Source organism: Pseudomonas oryzihabitans (genome assembly GCF_014522265.1).
GTDB classification, from domain to species: Bacteria; Pseudomonadota; Gammaproteobacteria; order Pseudomonadales; family Pseudomonadaceae; genus Chryseomonas; species Chryseomonas aestiva.
Genome location: NZ_CP017024.1, coordinates 4201671 through 4216771 on the forward strand (window position 1 = coordinate 4201671; position 15101 = coordinate 4216771).

General features: G+C 66.8%; 13 protein-coding genes and 2 pseudogenes. 11 read left to right on the top strand and 4 right to left on the bottom strand.

All coding sequences use genetic code 11. From position 1 onward, the window contains the following. Positions 1-10: 10 nt before the first annotated feature. Positions 11-1417 (bottom strand): purine-cytosine permease family protein, encoded by a 1407-nt coding sequence (locus BGI51_RS19475; protein WP_187979409.1) that lies wholly within the window; start codon positions 1415-1417, stop codon positions 11-13. 272 nt (positions 1418-1689) lie between these two features. Here BGI51_RS19475 and BGI51_RS19480 point away from each other — a divergent pair, with 272 nt between their 5' ends. From BGI51_RS19480 to BGI51_RS19505, 6 genes and pseudogenes are all read left to right on the top strand, one after another. After that, a complete protein-coding gene (locus tag BGI51_RS19480) occupies positions 1690-2727 on the top strand; it encodes an LLM class flavin-dependent oxidoreductase (protein ID WP_187979410.1) in 1038 nt (345 codons plus the stop codon). An 83-nt stretch (positions 2728-2810) separates the two neighbouring features. Further along, positions 2811-3400 (top strand): annotated as a pseudogene (locus BGI51_RS19485) (amino acid synthesis family protein). 13 nt (positions 3401-3413) lie between these two features. After that, positions 3414-4253 (top strand): alpha/beta fold hydrolase, encoded by an 840-nt coding sequence (locus BGI51_RS19490; protein WP_187979411.1) that lies wholly within the window; start codon positions 3414-3416, stop codon positions 4251-4253. Then, positions 4250-5731, top strand: coding sequence for an aldehyde dehydrogenase (locus BGI51_RS19495; RefSeq protein ID WP_187979412.1), 1482 nt, complete (start codon positions 4250-4252; stop codon positions 5729-5731). Before BGI51_RS19490 ends, BGI51_RS19495 begins: the two co-directional genes overlap by 4 nt. A gap of 15 nt (positions 5732-5746) precedes the next feature. Continuing rightward, entirely contained in the window at positions 5747-6232 is a 486-nt protein-coding gene (locus BGI51_RS19500) for a flavin reductase family protein (protein WP_059315038.1), read from the top strand. Between the two features lie 128 nt (positions 6233-6360). Next, positions 6361-7179 (top strand): GntR family transcriptional regulator, encoded by an 819-nt coding sequence (locus BGI51_RS19505; RefSeq protein ID WP_187979413.1) that lies wholly within the window; start codon positions 6361-6363, stop codon positions 7177-7179. Here BGI51_RS19505 and BGI51_RS19510 read toward each other — a convergent pair. Continuing rightward, the gene (locus BGI51_RS19510; RefSeq protein ID WP_187979414.1) at positions 7160-7447 is read right to left on the bottom strand and encodes a DUF1330 domain-containing protein; all 288 of its coding nucleotides are present in this window, start codon (positions 7445-7447) and stop codon (positions 7160-7162) included. The genes BGI51_RS19505 and BGI51_RS19510 overlap by 20 nt on opposite strands. Before the next feature lie 78 nt (positions 7448-7525). Here BGI51_RS19510 and ribBA point away from each other — a divergent pair, with 78 nt between their 5' ends. The 5 genes from ribBA (at position 7526) to BGI51_RS19535 (ending at position 12753) form a co-directional block, all read left to right on the top strand. Next, positions 7526-8635, top strand: a complete 1110-nt coding sequence (gene ribBA / locus BGI51_RS19515; protein ID WP_133860695.1) for a bifunctional 3,4-dihydroxy-2-butanone-4-phosphate synthase/GTP cyclohydrolase II — start codon at positions 7526-7528, stop codon at positions 8633-8635. A gap of 194 nt (positions 8636-8829) precedes the next feature. Further along, positions 8830-9852: an ABC transporter substrate-binding protein gene (locus BGI51_RS19520; RefSeq protein ID WP_187979415.1), complete on the top strand. Its 1023-nt coding sequence runs from the start codon at positions 8830-8832 to the stop codon at positions 9850-9852. Position 9853: 1 nt separating this feature from the next. Further along, entirely contained in the window at positions 9854-10780 is a 927-nt protein-coding gene (locus tag BGI51_RS19525; protein WP_187979416.1) for an ABC transporter permease, read from the top strand. A gap of 4 nt (positions 10781-10784) precedes the next feature. Next, a complete protein-coding gene (locus tag BGI51_RS19530) occupies positions 10785-11594 on the top strand; it encodes an ABC transporter permease (RefSeq protein ID WP_133860698.1) in 810 nt (269 codons plus the stop codon). A gap of 16 nt (positions 11595-11610) precedes the next feature. Continuing rightward, positions 11611-12753 (top strand): ABC transporter ATP-binding protein, encoded by a 1143-nt coding sequence (locus tag BGI51_RS19535; protein WP_133860699.1) that lies wholly within the window; start codon positions 11611-11613, stop codon positions 12751-12753. Between the two features lie 282 nt (positions 12754-13035). Here the strand turns inward: BGI51_RS19535 and BGI51_RS24165 are convergent, their stop codons facing one another. Then, complete coding sequence (locus tag BGI51_RS24165; RefSeq protein ID WP_437179455.1) at positions 13036-13908, bottom strand: methyl-accepting chemotaxis protein; 873 nt, start codon at positions 13906-13908, stop codon at positions 13036-13038. Further along, positions 13891-15087 (bottom strand): annotated as a pseudogene (locus BGI51_RS24170) (methyl-accepting chemotaxis protein); the annotation flags it as partial. The pseudogene BGI51_RS24170 and the gene BGI51_RS24165, both read right to left, overlap by 18 nt. Positions 15088-15101: the final 14 nt, after the last annotated feature.

Sequence of the window (15101 nt, forward strand, 5' to 3'; positions counted from 1 at the left end):
GCGACGCAGCTCATTGTGCCGAGGCAGCCTGCAGCCGTGCGGCCTGGGCCGGCGAGCCCTGGTAGGCCAGCCAGAAATACAGCGGGCAGGTCACCAGCAGCCCGAACAGCCAGGACAGATCGGCGCCCGCCACCAGGTCGGCATAGGGCCCCTTGAACAGCGCCGTGTTGGCGAACGGCAGCTGCACCAGGATGCCGACCGCGTAGGCGGCGATGGCATGGTCGTTGAAGCGGCCATAGCGGCCGCCGTCGGCGGCGAACAGCGAGGGGATGTGATAGTCGCCACGCTTGATCAGATAGAAGTCGATCAGATTGATGGAGGCCCAGGGCACCAGGATCATGGTCATGGCCAGCACCAGGCCGATGAATCTTTCGATGAAATCGGCGGAGGCCATCAGCGCCACCCCGCAGCAGCCCACCAGCACCAGACTCGACAGCACCACCTTGACCCTGACACCCGGCGTCCAGCCAGCAGCGAAGGTCTGCACGCAGGTGATGATGGCGAGCACCGCGCCATAGAGGTTGAGCGCGTTGTGACTGATGATGTTGAGCAGGAACAGCACCATCAGCACCGGACCCAGCCAGCCGGTGGCCTGGGCCACGGCAGCCATGGCGTCGCCGCCGGCCGGCACTGCCAGTACCGCCACCACACCAAAGGAAAAGGCCAGGATGGTGCCCAGGGTGGCGCCGAGATAGGTCGCCCAGAAGGGGCGCGCGATACCGACGGCTTCCGGCAGATAGCGCGAATAGTCGCTGGTGTAGGGCGAGAAGCTCAGTTGCCAGATCACCCCGAGCGACAGGGTGGCGATGAAGCCGCTGGCGTTGAGGCCGCCCCGGGTCAGGAAATCCGCCGGCAGCGGCTGGCTCAGCATCATGGCGAAGCCGGCCAGCAGTCCGGCGCCCATCACCCAGGTGCCCCAGCGATTGAGGGTATGGATGCAGCGATAGCCGATCACCCCGATGGCCGTGGCGCTCAGGGCACCGAGCACGATGGCCAGCGGCATGGGTACGACCGGCACCAGCCCCTGGATCGACTTGCCGGCCAGCACCACGTTGGAGGTGAAGAAGCCCACATAGATCAGCGCCGTGACACAGACGATCAGCAGAGCGCCATAGCGACCGAACTGACCGCGACTCTGCACCATCTGCGGGATGCCCAGGCGCGGCCCCTGGGCCGAGGCCAGGGCCAGCACCACCCCGCCGAGCAGATGCCCGAGCACGATGGCCAGCAGGCCCCAGGCCAGCTTCAGGTGGAAGGACTGGACCACCATGGCGCCGGTAACGATGGGCAGCGGCGCGATATTGGTGCTGAACCAGAGCGTGAAGAGATCGCGGCTATGGCCGTGGCGTTCGGCCGGGGCGACGTGATCCACGGTATGGGTTTCGATAGCGACGGCAGAGCGAGGGGCTGCGGACATCCAGGAATTCCATTGTTGTAGTTGTGGAAGACGCCTGCTGGACAGGTCGTCCTGGTGAGCAGAAAGTATTACGGTATACCAGATTACACAACCGCCTTTTGGCTTGTGGAAGTGACGTCTGGGGGCTACCGCCGAATCTCGTCACATCTCTGCTTGCCAGTTCACGTATTATGGTATACCAATAAAAACATCGACTGGCCGAGCCGTCGCGTACCGCCAACAAGAGACACCCGAGCCCTGGGCCGAGGTGGAAGACAAGAGGTAGGCTTCTTATGAAATTTTCCCTGTTCGTGCACATGGAACGCTGGGACGAAAGCGTCAGCCATCGGCAGCTGTTCGAAGAGCTGACCGAACTGACCCTGATGGCCGAAGCCGGCGGTTTCTGCACCGTCTGGGTCGGTGAGCATCATGCGATGGAATACACCATCTCCCCCAGCCCCATGCCGATCCTGGCCAACCTGGCGGCGCGTACCTCGACCATCCGCCTGGGCGCCGGCACCCTGATCGCGCCCTTCTGGCACCCCCTGCGTGCGGCTGGCGAATGCGCCCTGCTCGACGTGATCAGTGAAGGCCGCATGGAAGTGGGCCTGGCCCGTGGCGCCTACCAGGTGGAATTCGATCGCATGGCCGGCGGCCTGCCCGCCACCGCTGGCGGCAAGCATCTGCGCGAACTGGTCCCGGCGCTGCGCAAGCTCTGGGAAGGCGACTACGCCCACGATGGCGAAGTCTGGCAATTCCCCACCTCCACCAGCGTGCCCAAGCCGATCGGCACCCCGCCGATCTGGATCGCCGCGCGGGATCCGGATTCGCACAATTTCGCGGTGGCCAACGGCTGCAACGTCATGGTCACGCCGCTGATGAAGGGCGACGAGGAAGTGGTGGACCTCAAGCACAAGTTCGACAACGCCCTGGCCAACAACCCCGGGGTAGCCCGGCCCAAGCTGATGGTGCTGCGCCACACCCATGTGCACGCGGCGGAAGAACCCGAGGGCTGGAAGATCGGCGCCCAGGCCATCGGCCGTTTCTACCGCACCTTCGATGCCTGGTTCGGTAACAAGGAAACCCCGGTCAACGGTTTCCTCGCCCCCAGTCCGGAAGAAAAGTTCGCCGGCCGCCCGGAGTTCGAGCTGGACAACATCCGCAAGAACACCATGATCGGCACCCCCGACGAGGTCATCACCCGCCTGCGTCACTACGAGGAACTGGGCGTCGACGAATTCAGCTTCTGGTGCGACAACAGCCTGCCCTTCGCCGAGAAGAAGAAGTCGCTGCAACTGTTCATCGACAAGGTGGCGCCCGCCTTCGCCTGATCCCCGGGCTGCGTAGTGACGCGGCCCTCAACACGCTCAAGTGCGTGGCATACCATCATCCAACAGACATCCCAGGAGTCAGCATGAGTTTCGAAATCCGCAAGGTCGTCACCTATCTCGAAGAAACCCATATCGAAGGGGCAAGACCACCGACAAGCCGGTGACCATGGCCGGCGTCGCCGTGGTGATCCGCAACCCCTGGGCTGGCCAGGGCTTCGTCGAAGACCTCAAGCCCGAGATCAAGGCCCACTGCTCCGACCTCGGCGCCTTCATCGTCGAGCGCCTGACCCGCGCCATCGGCGGTGCCGAGCGCATCGAGGCCTATGGCAAGGCGGCGGTGGTCGGCGCCGACGGCGAGATCGAACACGCCTCGGCGGTGATCCACACCCTCAGATTCGGCAACCACTACCGCGAGGCGGTCCAGGCCAAGAGCTACCTGAGCTTCACCAACAAGCGCGGTGCCCCGGGTACTTCCATCCAGATCCCCATGATGCACAAGGATGACGAGGGCCTGAGATCCCACTACATCACCCTGGAAATGCGCATCGAGGACGCACCGCGGGCCGACGAGATCGTGGTGGTGCTGGGCGCCGCCGACGGTGGCCGCCTGCATCCGCGCATCGGCAACCGCTACATCGACCTCGAGGAACTCGCGGCTGAAAAGGCGCGCTGAGGAGAATCCGCGAATGATCCGGTCTACAGACGCCAAGACCCCCGCCGGCACTGCCTACCGTATCGCCGGCGATGGCAGCCCGCTCGTCCTGATCCATGGCGTGGGGCTCAGCAAGGAAATGTGGGGCGGTCAACTCGCGGGCCTCGCGCCGCGCTACCAGGTGATCGCCTATGACATGCTCGGCCATGGCGAAAGCCAGCGCCCGGCGGCGCAGGCGACGCTCGACGACTATGCCGCGCAGCTCACCGAACTGCTCGATCACCTGGGGCTGGCAACGGCCGTGGTGGTCGGCTTCTCCATGGGCGGCCTGGTGGCCCGGGCCTTCGCCCTCGGCCATCCGCAGCGACTGGACGCCCTGGTGATCCTCAACAGCGTGTTCAATCGCTCGGTGGAGCAGCGTAGCGGGGTCCTGGAGCGAACCCGCCAGGCCGAACTCGAAGGCCCTGACGCTAACCTGGATAGCGCCCTGGCGCGCTGGTTCAGCCGCGAGTACCAGGGCGCCAACCCGGCGCAGATCCAGGCGCTGCGGCAGGCCTTCGCCAGCAATGACCCCCAGGGCTATCTGACCACCTATGCCCTGTTCGCCACCCAGGACCGCTATGGCGCCGAGCGCCTGGACAGCATCCAGGTGCCCACCCTGGTGGCCACTGGCGAACTGGACAGCGGCTCGACCCCGGAGATGGCGCGCCAGCTGGCCGCCCGGATTCCGCGCGCGCGCACTGCCGTGCTGGCCGACCAGCGCCATATGATGCCGGTCGAGTCACCCAAGCTGGTCAACGCCCTGCTACTGGACTTCCTCGACGAAGCCCTGGCCAAGGCCCCTTCCACTTCCATCAAGGGATACGTGGCATGACCCTGCAACGTTTTCAGATGTGCATCGACGGCGAATGGACCGCGGCCCAGTCGGGCCGTACCTTCGCCAGTCTCGATCCGGCCACCGCGACCGCCTGGGCGGAATTGCCCGACGCCGATGCCGACGACGTCGACCGCGCGGTCCAGGCCGCCCAGCGGGCCTTCGAGGCGCCGGCCTGGCGTGGCCTGACCGCCAGCGCCCGCGGCAAGCTCCTGCGCCGGCTGGGCGATCTCATCGCCGCCAACAAGGAAGCCCTGGCCCAGCTGGAAAGCCGCGACAACGGCAAGCTGATCCGCGAGACCCGCGGCCAGGTCGGCTACCTGCCGGAATTCTTCCACTACACGGCGGGCCTCGCCGACAAGCTCGAAGGCGGCACCCTGCCCCTCGACAAGACCGACCTCTTCGCCTACACCGTGCACGAACCGCTGGGCGTGATCGCCGGCATCGTGCCCTGGAACAGCCCGCTGTACCTGACCGCCATCAAGGTCGCCCCGGCCCTGGCCGCCGGCAACACCGTGGTGATCAAGCCGTCCGAGCATGCCTCGGCCACCATCCTGGAGCTGGCGCGACTGGCCCTGGAAGCCGGCATTCCGCCGGGCGTGTTCAACGTGGTGACCGGTTATGGTCCGGGCGCCGGCGCGGCCCTCACCCGCCATCCGCTGGTGCGCAAGATCGCCTTTACCGGCGGTGCCGCCACGGCCCGCCATGTGGTCCGCGCCAGCGCCGAGAACTTCGCCAAGCTGAGCCTGGAGCTGGGCGGCAAGTCGCCCAACATCATCTTCGCCGACGCCGACCTCGATAGCGCGGTCAACGGCGCGGTGGCCGGTATCTATGCCGCCTCCGGGCAGAGTTGCGTGGCCGGCTCGCGGCTGCTGGTGCAGGACGAGATCTACGACGAATTCGTCACCCGACTGGTGGAGCGTGCCCAGCGCATCCGCATCGGCAATCCCCAGGACGACGCCAGCGAGATGGGCCCCATGGCCACCGAGCAGCAGCTCGCCATCGTCGAGCGGCTGGTGGAGGCGGCCCTGGCCGAAGGCGCCACCCTGCGCCTGGGCGGCAAGCGACCCGACACCGGCAGCGCCGGCTGGTACTACGAACCCACCCTGCTGGAATGCGACCGGCACTCGCTGCGCATCATGCAGGAGGAAGTCTTCGGCCCGGTGGCCGCGGTGATCCGCTTCAAGGACGAGGCCGAGGCCCTGCGCCTGGCCAACGACAGCGAGCTGGGACTCGCCGCCGGTATCTGGACCCGCGACCTGGGTCGTGCCCATCGCCTGGCGCGGGATATCCGCTCCGGCATCATCTGGGTCAACACCTATCGCGCGGTCTCGGCCATGGCGCCGATCGGCGGTTTCAAGAACAGCGGCTACGGCCGCGAGAGCGGCATCGACTCGGTTCTGGCCTATACCGAAACCAAAACGGTATGGATCAATCTGTCCCAGGCGCCGATGCCCGATCCCTTTGTAATGCGTTAAACGAGGTTGGCAGTCATGATCGATCCCGCAATCTACAAGCAAGTGATGGGCGCCTTTCCGTCCGGCGTCACCGTGGTCACCACCCTGGACGCCGAGGGCAACCTCGCCGGCCTGACCGCCAGCGCCTTCAGCGCCCTGTCGCTGGACCCGGCGCTGGTGCTCTTCTGCCCCAACTACAGCTCCGACACCTATCCGCTGCTGCGTGACGGCAAGGGCTTCGCCATCCACCTGCTGAGCGCCGAACAGCAGCGTATCGCCTACGCCTTCGCCAGCAAGGGCAAGGACAAGACCCAGGGTATCGAATGGACGCGCAGCGCCCTGGGCAATCCGCTGCTGGCGGACGCCACCGCGGTGATCGAGTGCGAGCTGTGGCGCGAGTACGACGGCGGCGACCACGCCATCATCGTCGGGGCGGTGAAGAATCTCATCGTGCCGGACCAGGAGGTGATCCCGATGCTCTATCACCGGGGCCGGATGGGCGCCGCACCGATCTATGCCTGAGCGGACGGGCCCATGAACGCCTGCAGGGGGCATGCTAGACTTGCCCTCTTCCGCCCTGGCGAGCACGCAGGCCCCATGTAGTCGCGTGCCTCGTCGTCGCCTGTAGAACCGGTCCGCCAGAGAGCCCCATGAGACGCGCGCAACTAGACGACAGCTTCAAGATCACCCGCAGTCCGGTCACCCTGCGTGAAATGGTGTGCAATCGCCTGCGCCAGGCGATCCTGAACTTCCAGTTGCTGCCGGGCGATCGCCTGGTGGAACGCGATCTCTGCGACCGCCTGGGCGTCAGCCGCACCTCGGTGCGCGAAGCCCTGCGTCATCTCGAATCCGAAGGCCTGGTGGAGTTCGCCGATGCCCGTGGGCCGCGCGTCGCCATCATCACCCTGGAGGATGCCTGCGACCTCTATGAGCTGCGCTGCGTGCTGGAAGGCCTGATCGTGCAACTCTTCACCTTGCGCGCCGGCCCCAAGGAGATCGCCGCGCTGGAACAGGCCCTGGCGGAAAACCGCGAGGCCCTGGAGGGCGCCGAACTGCCGGAGGTGATCGAGACCGTGCAGAATTTCTACGACGTGCTCATGGAAGGCTGCGGCAACCGCGTCGCCGCCACCCAGCTGCGCCAGTTGCAGGCGCGGGTCAGCTACCTGAGAGCCACCTCGGTCTCCCAGGCCAATCGCCGTCAGGCGAGCAATGCCGAGATGGAGCGCATGGTCGCGGCGATCCGCAGCGGTGATGCCCTGGCCGCCCACCAGGCATCGGTGGATCACGTGCGCGCCGCCGCCAAGGTGGCCCTCGACTACCTGCAGCGGCAGCAGGAGCACCAGGGCGAACAGGCGCGCGAGCTGTTCATCCCCGCGTGCAGGACGAGCCGCGCATCGAACGCTAGCCGTCTTCGGCCAGACGCGGCAGTGCCGTGCCTGGCCGCCTCTCTCAGAGTCCTTCGACGATGAAGATCTCGGCCCGAGCCGCCGTCTGCCGGTACCCGCAGGCGTCCTGATACTCCGCCGAGCGATAGCAGGCCAGGGCCTGTTCGTAGGAATCGAATTCGATCACCACCCGGCGCGTCGCCCAGCCTTCGCCTTCCAGCTGCTCGGCGCGTCCGCCCCGGGCGAGGAAGCGACCGCCGTAGCGGGCGAAGGCCGCCGGGGCGCGCTCCGTATAGCCGCGATAAGCCTCGGGATCGGTCACATCGACCTCTGCAATCCAATAACCTTTCATGGCACCTTGCCTCTTTCGCTGCGATTTGTCTCATGGTATACCAGATTACATAGCAATCCAGAACCCTGAGAGGTTGTCGTGGCCATCCATCCCATCGAAGCGATCATCGAGGATTTCCGTGCCGGCAAGATGGTCATCCTGGTCGATGACGAAGACCGCGAGAACGAGGGCGACATCCTGCTCGCCGCCGATGCCTGCACCCCGGCGGCGATCAGCTTCATGGCGCGCGAAGCCCGCGGCCTGATCTGCCTGACGCTGACCGAAGAACGCTGCCGCCAGCTCAACCTGATGCAGATGGTCAGCGACAACGGCACCGTCCACGGCACCGCCTTCACCGTGTCCATCGAAGCCGCCACGGGCGTCACCACCGGTATCTCGGCGGCGGACCGAGCGCGCACCATCGAAGCGGCGGTGGCGCCGGATGCCACCCCGCGCGATCTGGTCCAGCCCGGCCACATCTTTCCCCTGCGCGCTCGCGACGGCGGCGTGCTGACTCGCGCCGGCCATACTGAGGCCGGGTGCGACCTGGCACGGCTGGCCGGTCGCGATCCTTCGGCCGTGATCGTCGAGGTGATGAACGACGATGGCAGCATGGCCCGCCGACCGGACCTGGAGCGCTTCGGCGAACGCCACGGCATCAAGCTGGGCACCATCGCCGACCTCATCCATTACCGACTGCGCCATGAACACACCGTCACCCGCATCGGCGAAAGCGAATTGCCGACGGTGCACGGCACCTTCCGCCTGCTGACCTACGAGGACCGCATCGAGGGCGGCGTGCACCTGGCCATGGTGATGGGCGACATCGACCGCGAGACCCCCACCCTGGTCCGCGTCCATGCCCTGGACCCGTTGCGCGACCTGGTCGGTGCCGAATACAGCGGCCCGCCGAGCTGGACCCTGTGGGCTGCCCTGGAACGCGTCGCCCAAGAAGGCCACGGCATCGTGGTGGTGCTCGCCAACCATGAATCCTCCCAGGCATTGCTGGCCCGGGTGCCCTCGCTGACCCAACCCAAGCGGCTGTTCGAGCGCTCCCAGTCGCGCATCTATGCCGAGGTGGGCACCGGGGCGCAGATCCTGCAAGACCTGGGCGTCGGGCGTATCCGCCACCTGGGTCTGCCGCTGCGCTATGCCGGCCTGACCGGGTACGAACTGGAGATCGTCGAGACCCTGCCGTTCCCTGGCTGAAGCGCCTTTCAGACGCCTTTGACAGGCTTGTAAAAAGTTTGGAATACCATAATATCGGATTATGCCAGGGCTCGTGACAGACGGGCCCGATAGAACAAGTCCAAGGCCTCCCTATTCTGGCCCCTGGCCGCACTGCTCTTAGAACGGACGAGGCATCCCTGCCGCGTCGATCCAATAACAGAGAGGGCATCAAGATGTTGCTGAAGCGCAAAGTCGTATCCATTGCCGTCGCCGGCCTGCTCGCCACCCTGGGCGTCCAGGCCCAGGCGGAAAGCCTCAACTTCACCAGCTGGGGCGGCACTACCCAGGACGCTCAGAAGAAAGCCTGGGCCGGCCCCTTCACCCAGCAGACCGGCATCCAGGTGGTGCAGGACGGCCCCACCGACTACGGCAAGCTGCAGGCCATGGTGCAGAGTGGCAATGTGCAATGGGACGTGGTCGACGTGGAGGCGGACTTCGCCCTGCGCGCCGCCCAGCAGGGCCTGCTGGAGCCGCTGGACTTCAAGGCCATCGACCGCAGCAGGATCGATCCGCGCTTCGTCAACGATCATGCCGTGGGCTCCTTCTTCTTCTCCTTCGTGCTCGGCTACAACCAGGGCAAGCTGGGCAGCAAGCAGCCACAGGACTGGTCGGCGCTGTTCGACACCACCACCTATCCCGGCAAGCGGGCGCTCTACAAATGGCCGAGCCCCGGCGTGCTGGAACTGGCCCTGCTGGCCGATGGGGTGCCCAAGGACAAGCTCTATCCGCTGGACCTGGATCGCGCCTTCAAGAAGCTCGACACCATCAAGAAGGACATCGTCTGGTGGGGCGGCGGCGCCCAGTCGCAGCAGCTGCTCGCCTCTGGTGAAGCGACCCTGGGGCAGTTCTGGAACGGCCGGGTCTATGCCCTGCAGCAGGACGGCGCGCCGGTGGGCGTGAGCTGGAAGCAGAATCTGGTCATGGCCGACATGCTGGTGGTGCCCAAGGGCGCGAAGAACAAGGAGGCGGCGATGAAATTTCTCGCCGAGGCCAGCGGCGCCCGCGGCCAGGCCGAGTTCGCCAACCTCACCGCCTACGCGCCGGTCAACCTCGACAGCGTTGCCAAACTGACCCCGGACCTGGCCAAGAATCTGCCCACCGCCTACGGCAGCGAGCAGGTCACCCTGGACTTCGCCTATTGGGCCCAGCACGGTGGCGAGATCGCCAGCCGCTGGAACGAATGGCTGGTGAAATGACATGTCCGCCTCAAGTTCCAGCCGGGCGGTGCTCGGCTCCGCCAAGGACACCCCGCGTCCGCTGAGCGACCCGGCGCGGACCCGGGGTGAACGCGCCGTACGCTGGAAGGGGGCGAGTCACCTCGTCCCTGCCCTGCTGTTCCTCGGCCTGTTCTTCCTGGTTCCGTTGATCGGTCTGCTCCTGCGCGGATTCCTCGAACCCGTGCCGGGCCTCGGCAACTACCAGACGCTGTTCGCCAACGGTGCCTATGCCCAGGTGTTGCTCAACACCTTCGGCGTCGCCGCGCTGGTGACCTTCTTCAGCGTGCTGATCGGCTTTCCGCTGGCCTGGACCATTACCCTGATGCCACGCGGCTGGGGCCGCTGGCTGTTCAACATCGTGCTGCTGTCGATGTGGACCAGCCTGCTGGCCCGCACCTACGCCTGGCTGGTGCTGCTGCAGGGTTCCGGCGTGATCAACAAGCTGCTCATGGCGATGGGGCTGATCGACGAGCCTTTGGCCATGGTCAACAACCTGACCGGGGTGGTGATCGGCATGATCTACATCATGATCCCCTTCATCGTGCTGCCCTTGCAGGCGACCCTGCAGGCCATGGACCCCATGGTGCTGCAGGCCGGCGCCATCTGCGGCGCCAGTCCCTGGACCAACTTCCGCAAGGTGTTCCTGCCGATGTGCCGTTCCGGCCTGGGCTCGGGTGCGCTGATGGTGTTCGTCATGTCGCTCGGCTACTACGTCACCCCCGCACTGCTGGGTGGGGCGCAGAACATGATGCTGCCGGAATTCATCATCCAGCAGGTGCAGTCCTTCCTCAACTGGGGCCTGGCCAGCGCCGCCGCGGCGTTGCTCATCGTCATCGCCCTGGTGCTGTTCGCCCTCTATCTCAGGCTGCAACCGGAATCCCCGGTCGACCCCCAGAACGCGAGGTAACCCCATGCTGCTCACTCCAAGTGCCCTCGGCTGGCGGCTGCGCGGTGGCCTGCTGCTGGTCACCGGCGCCATCGCCGCGGTGCTCCTGCTGCCCATCGTCTTCATCGTGCTGCTGTCGTTCGGCTCCTCCCAGTGGCTGGTCTTCCCGCCACCGGGCTGGACGCTGAAGTGGTACCAGCAATTCTTCGCCAACCCGGAATGGATGCAGGCGGCGCTGGCCAGCCTCAAGGTGGCGCTGCTGACCACCCTGGTCTCGGTGGCCCTGGCGGTACCCTGCGCCTTCGCCCTGGTACGCGGCAAATTTCCCGGGCGCAAGACGCTCTATGCGGTCTTCACCCTGCCGATGATCGTGCCGCTGGTGGTGATCGCCGTGGCCATCTATGCGCTGTTCCTGCGTCTGGGCTACACCGGCACCCTGCTGGCCTTCGTGGTCAGCCACGTGATCGTCGCCCTGCCCTTCGCGCTGATCGCCGTCATCAATTCGCTCAAGCTGTTCGATCAGTCCATCGAGGATGCCGCGGTGATCTGCGGTGCCTCGCGCCTGCAGGCGATCTACCGGGTGACCCTGCCTGGCATCTGGCCGGGGGTGTTCGCCGGGGCTCTATTTGCCTTCCTGGTGTCCTGGGACGAGGTGGTGCTGAGCGTGATGATGGCCAGCCCCAACCTGCAGACCCTGCCGGTGAAGATGTGGGCGACCCTGCGCCAGGACCTGACGCCGGTGATCGCCGTGGCCTCCACCGTGCTGATCGGCCTTTCCCTGCTGGTGATGCTCGCGGCTGCCCTGCTGCGCCGCCGCCAACCCCTTTCCCGCTGAGCTCCCGGAGCCTGCCATGAGCGCCGTACTCCAGAACCACACCCCCGCGGCCCCGCTGGTCCGCCTGCAGAACCTCAACAAGCACTACGGCGACTTCACCGCCGTGGACGATCTCACGCTGGACATCCAGGAGGGTGAATTCCTCACCTTCCTCGGCTCCAGCGGTTCCGGCAAGTCCACCACCCTGTCGATGCTGGCCGGCTTCGAGACCCCCAGCTCCGGTGCCATCAGCGTCGCCGGTCGCTCGCTGCTGCGGGTGCCGCCGCACCAGCGCGACATCGGCATGGTGTTCCAGCGCTATTCGCTGTTTCCGCACCTCTCGGTACGCGACAACATCGGTTTCCCCCTGGACATCCGCAAGGTCGGTGCGGCCGAGCGCAACCAGCGGGTCGACGCCATGCTGCGCCTGGTGCAGCTGGATGCCTTCGCCCATCGGCGGCCGGCGCAGCTCTCCGGCGGCCAGCAGCAGCGGGTGGCCATCGCCCGGGCGCTGGTCTATGAACCGCGCATCCTGCTGATGGACGAACCCCTCGGCGCCCTGGACAAGAAGCTCCGCGAAGACCTGCAGGACGAATTGCGCCAGTTGCACCGGCGACTGGGAATCACCATCGTCTACGTGACCCACGACCAGGAAGAAGCCCTGCGGCTGTCGCAGCGCATCGCCATCTTCAGTCACGGGCGCATCGTCGGCCTGGGCAGTGGCTACGACCTCTACCAGAATCCGCCGAATGCCTTCGTCGCGGCCTTCCTCGGCAACTCCAACTTTCTCAAGGTCACCGCCCGGGCCCAGGCCCATTGCACCTTCGAAGGTCAGGAGCTGGCGATGCGCCCGACCGCCGGCGTCAGACCGGAACAGGCGTTGCTGCTGATGCTGCGGCCGGAAAAGCTGCAGCTGCTGACTACCGAACAGGCCGCGACCCTGCCCATGCCGGCGGGCTGGAACGAGATCCCGGCACGGGTCGGCGAGGCGCTGTTCCTGGGCGAGAGCCAGAGCTGCATGCTGCAGACCGCGGGGGGCGCCCAGCTGATGGTCAAGTCGCTGGCCCATGCCCAGGGCCTGCAGCCTGGCCAGGTGGTACGGCTGCGCTGGGCGGCCAGCGATGCCTGCGTCTATACCGAGTGGAACGAAGCTGACCTCAGCAAGGCCGCCGCGCACTGAAGTCCCTGCAGGGCAGCGCGGATCGCCGCCCTGCCTTCGTTACCCGCCGAGCGCGATCCGACCGGCCAGGTCAGCGGCCTCACCTCCCAGCGCGCGGCGTTCCTCCCTGCATGACCCACCTCGCGCGTCCGGATCCGGGCGCGCGCAGCACGCCGGATCGCCGGCAGCGGGTTGGCGAAGGCCAGGACCCGCACTGACGTTCGCGAGGAGAGCGCTCGCCGCAGCCGCCTTCGCCCGGCGAGCCTCATCCGCCCCTGTGGAGGGTCGAGGCCTTTGACGTGCCTACAGGCGGAAGCGACTGATCCGGGCGGTCAATTCCGCACCCAGCTGTCCCAGTTCCGCGCTGGCCGCGGACATCTCCTGGCTGGAACTGACACTGGCTTCCGCCAGGGCCTCGACGACGGCGACGCTCTGCCCGACCTCACCGGCGACCCGGCTCTGCTCTTCGGCGGCGGCCGCGATCTGCAGGTTCATCGCCTGCATGCTCGTGACTTGGCTGCCGATGAGTTGCAACGCCTCGCCAGCGTGCTGGATCAGGGTCACCGCCTGGCCGGTCTGCGAACGACTGGCGTCCATGCGCGCCGCGGCCTGAGCGGCGCGGCCACGCAGATCGGCGACGCTGCGCTCGATCTCGGTGACCGACTGCTGGGTGCTACGAGCCAGGTTGCGCACCTCGTCCGCCACCACCGCGAAGCCATGTCCGGCCTCCCCGGCGCGGGCCGCCTCGATGGCCGCGTTGAGCGCCAGCAGGTTGGTCTGCTCGGCGACCGCCTTGATGACCCCGGTGACCGCGCCGATACGCTCGCTCTCGCGCAACAGCGCATCCATCGCCGTGGCGGCCTGCACCATCTCCTGCACCAGCGCGTCAACCGCGGTGATCGCCTGGCGTACCCGTGCATCGCCATCGTCCGCCGCGCGCTCGACCTGCCGAGAGGTCTGGGACGCCATTTCGGCATGGGTGGCCACCTCCTGGGCACTCGCGGTCAACTGCACGATGGCGGTAGCCACCAGGCGCGTTTCCTGGCCCTGGCGTTCCACTCCGTCACGCGTCCGCTCGGCGCTGCCGGTGAGCCCCTGAGCCGCGCCTTGCAGCTGCGTGGTGCTCTCCCGGACCTGGCCGACCAGCTCGCGCAAGCCGGCGGTCATCTCGCCCATGCTGGCCTGCAACTGACCGAGTTCGTCCCGCCGCGTCACCGGCGGCACGGACGACAGATCACCACCGGCGATGCGCCGGGCCTGCTGCAGCGAGGCGCGCAGCGGCTGCATCAGTTGGCGGGTGATGAGCCAGCCGGCCAGCAGACCGGCCAGCAACGCCAGCACGCTGATCAGCGCCAGCCAGCGATAGGCCTGCTCGCTGGCCGCCTCGCGCTGGACGATGGTCTGGCGCACCAGCTGGCGCCCGGTGTCGAGCAGGCGGTCTTCCAGGCCGCGCAGTGCCTCGGCGGCCTGGGCGGCCTGCTGGTTGGCCTGCTGGAAGGTGCCGATGGAGTCCTGGTAATGCAGCAGTGCCTCTTCGGCCCGCCGCAGGATGGGCGCGTCGCGGCTGGAGGCACTGGCCAGGCGGCGTTGCAGTTCGGCGACCGTGGCCGTCATGTCGGCATTCGCCTTGGCCTCCTGGGCGGGATCGCCACCGAGCAGGTAGCGCTGCAGGCTGTACCTCACCTCGCGCAGGCGGCGCTCCAGTACGCCGATGGCCCGGAATTGGCCGAGTCGCTGGCCGGGATAGAGTTCGGGTGCTTCGTTGGTGGCCAGGTTCTGCTCGATCTCACCCACGCCCTGCAACGCTTCGTCGGCACGGGTGCCGAGCAGGGTCGCCGCTTCACCGCGCCGCTTATAGGCGCTCACCTGAGCGGTAAAGGTCTGCGCATAGGCAGCGGCCAATTCGCTCTGCGCGTCGAGCAGGTGCTGGCTGGCGGCGTCCAGGCCCAGCCGCTGCAATGCCGCCTGCTGCTCGCGCAAGGCGGCCAGACGCGCCGTCACAGGCTGGGCCACGGCTTCGCCGACCGCCTGGGCATAGGCCTGCCGGGCGATGCCCAGGTCCTTCGCCGCCTCGGTGAGTTCACCGATGGCCGCCAGGCGGTCGCCGCTGCGCGCCAGCAGGCCGATGGTGCTCCACCCGGTCGCGGCGATGGCCAGGGTCAGCAGCAGGACGCTGCCAAAACCCAGGGCCAGCTTGAGGGTCGTCTTCAGATCCTTGAACCAGGTGCGCATACGCATCTCCTTATCGAAGCGAGGCTCTTGGCAAGCCCCGGCTGAACCGCCCAATAGATGGATTATGGTATACCAACCGACATTCAAGACGTTTTCCTTCGTCTCCGCCAGCGCCACGTTCATCCGGTCCGGCGGAA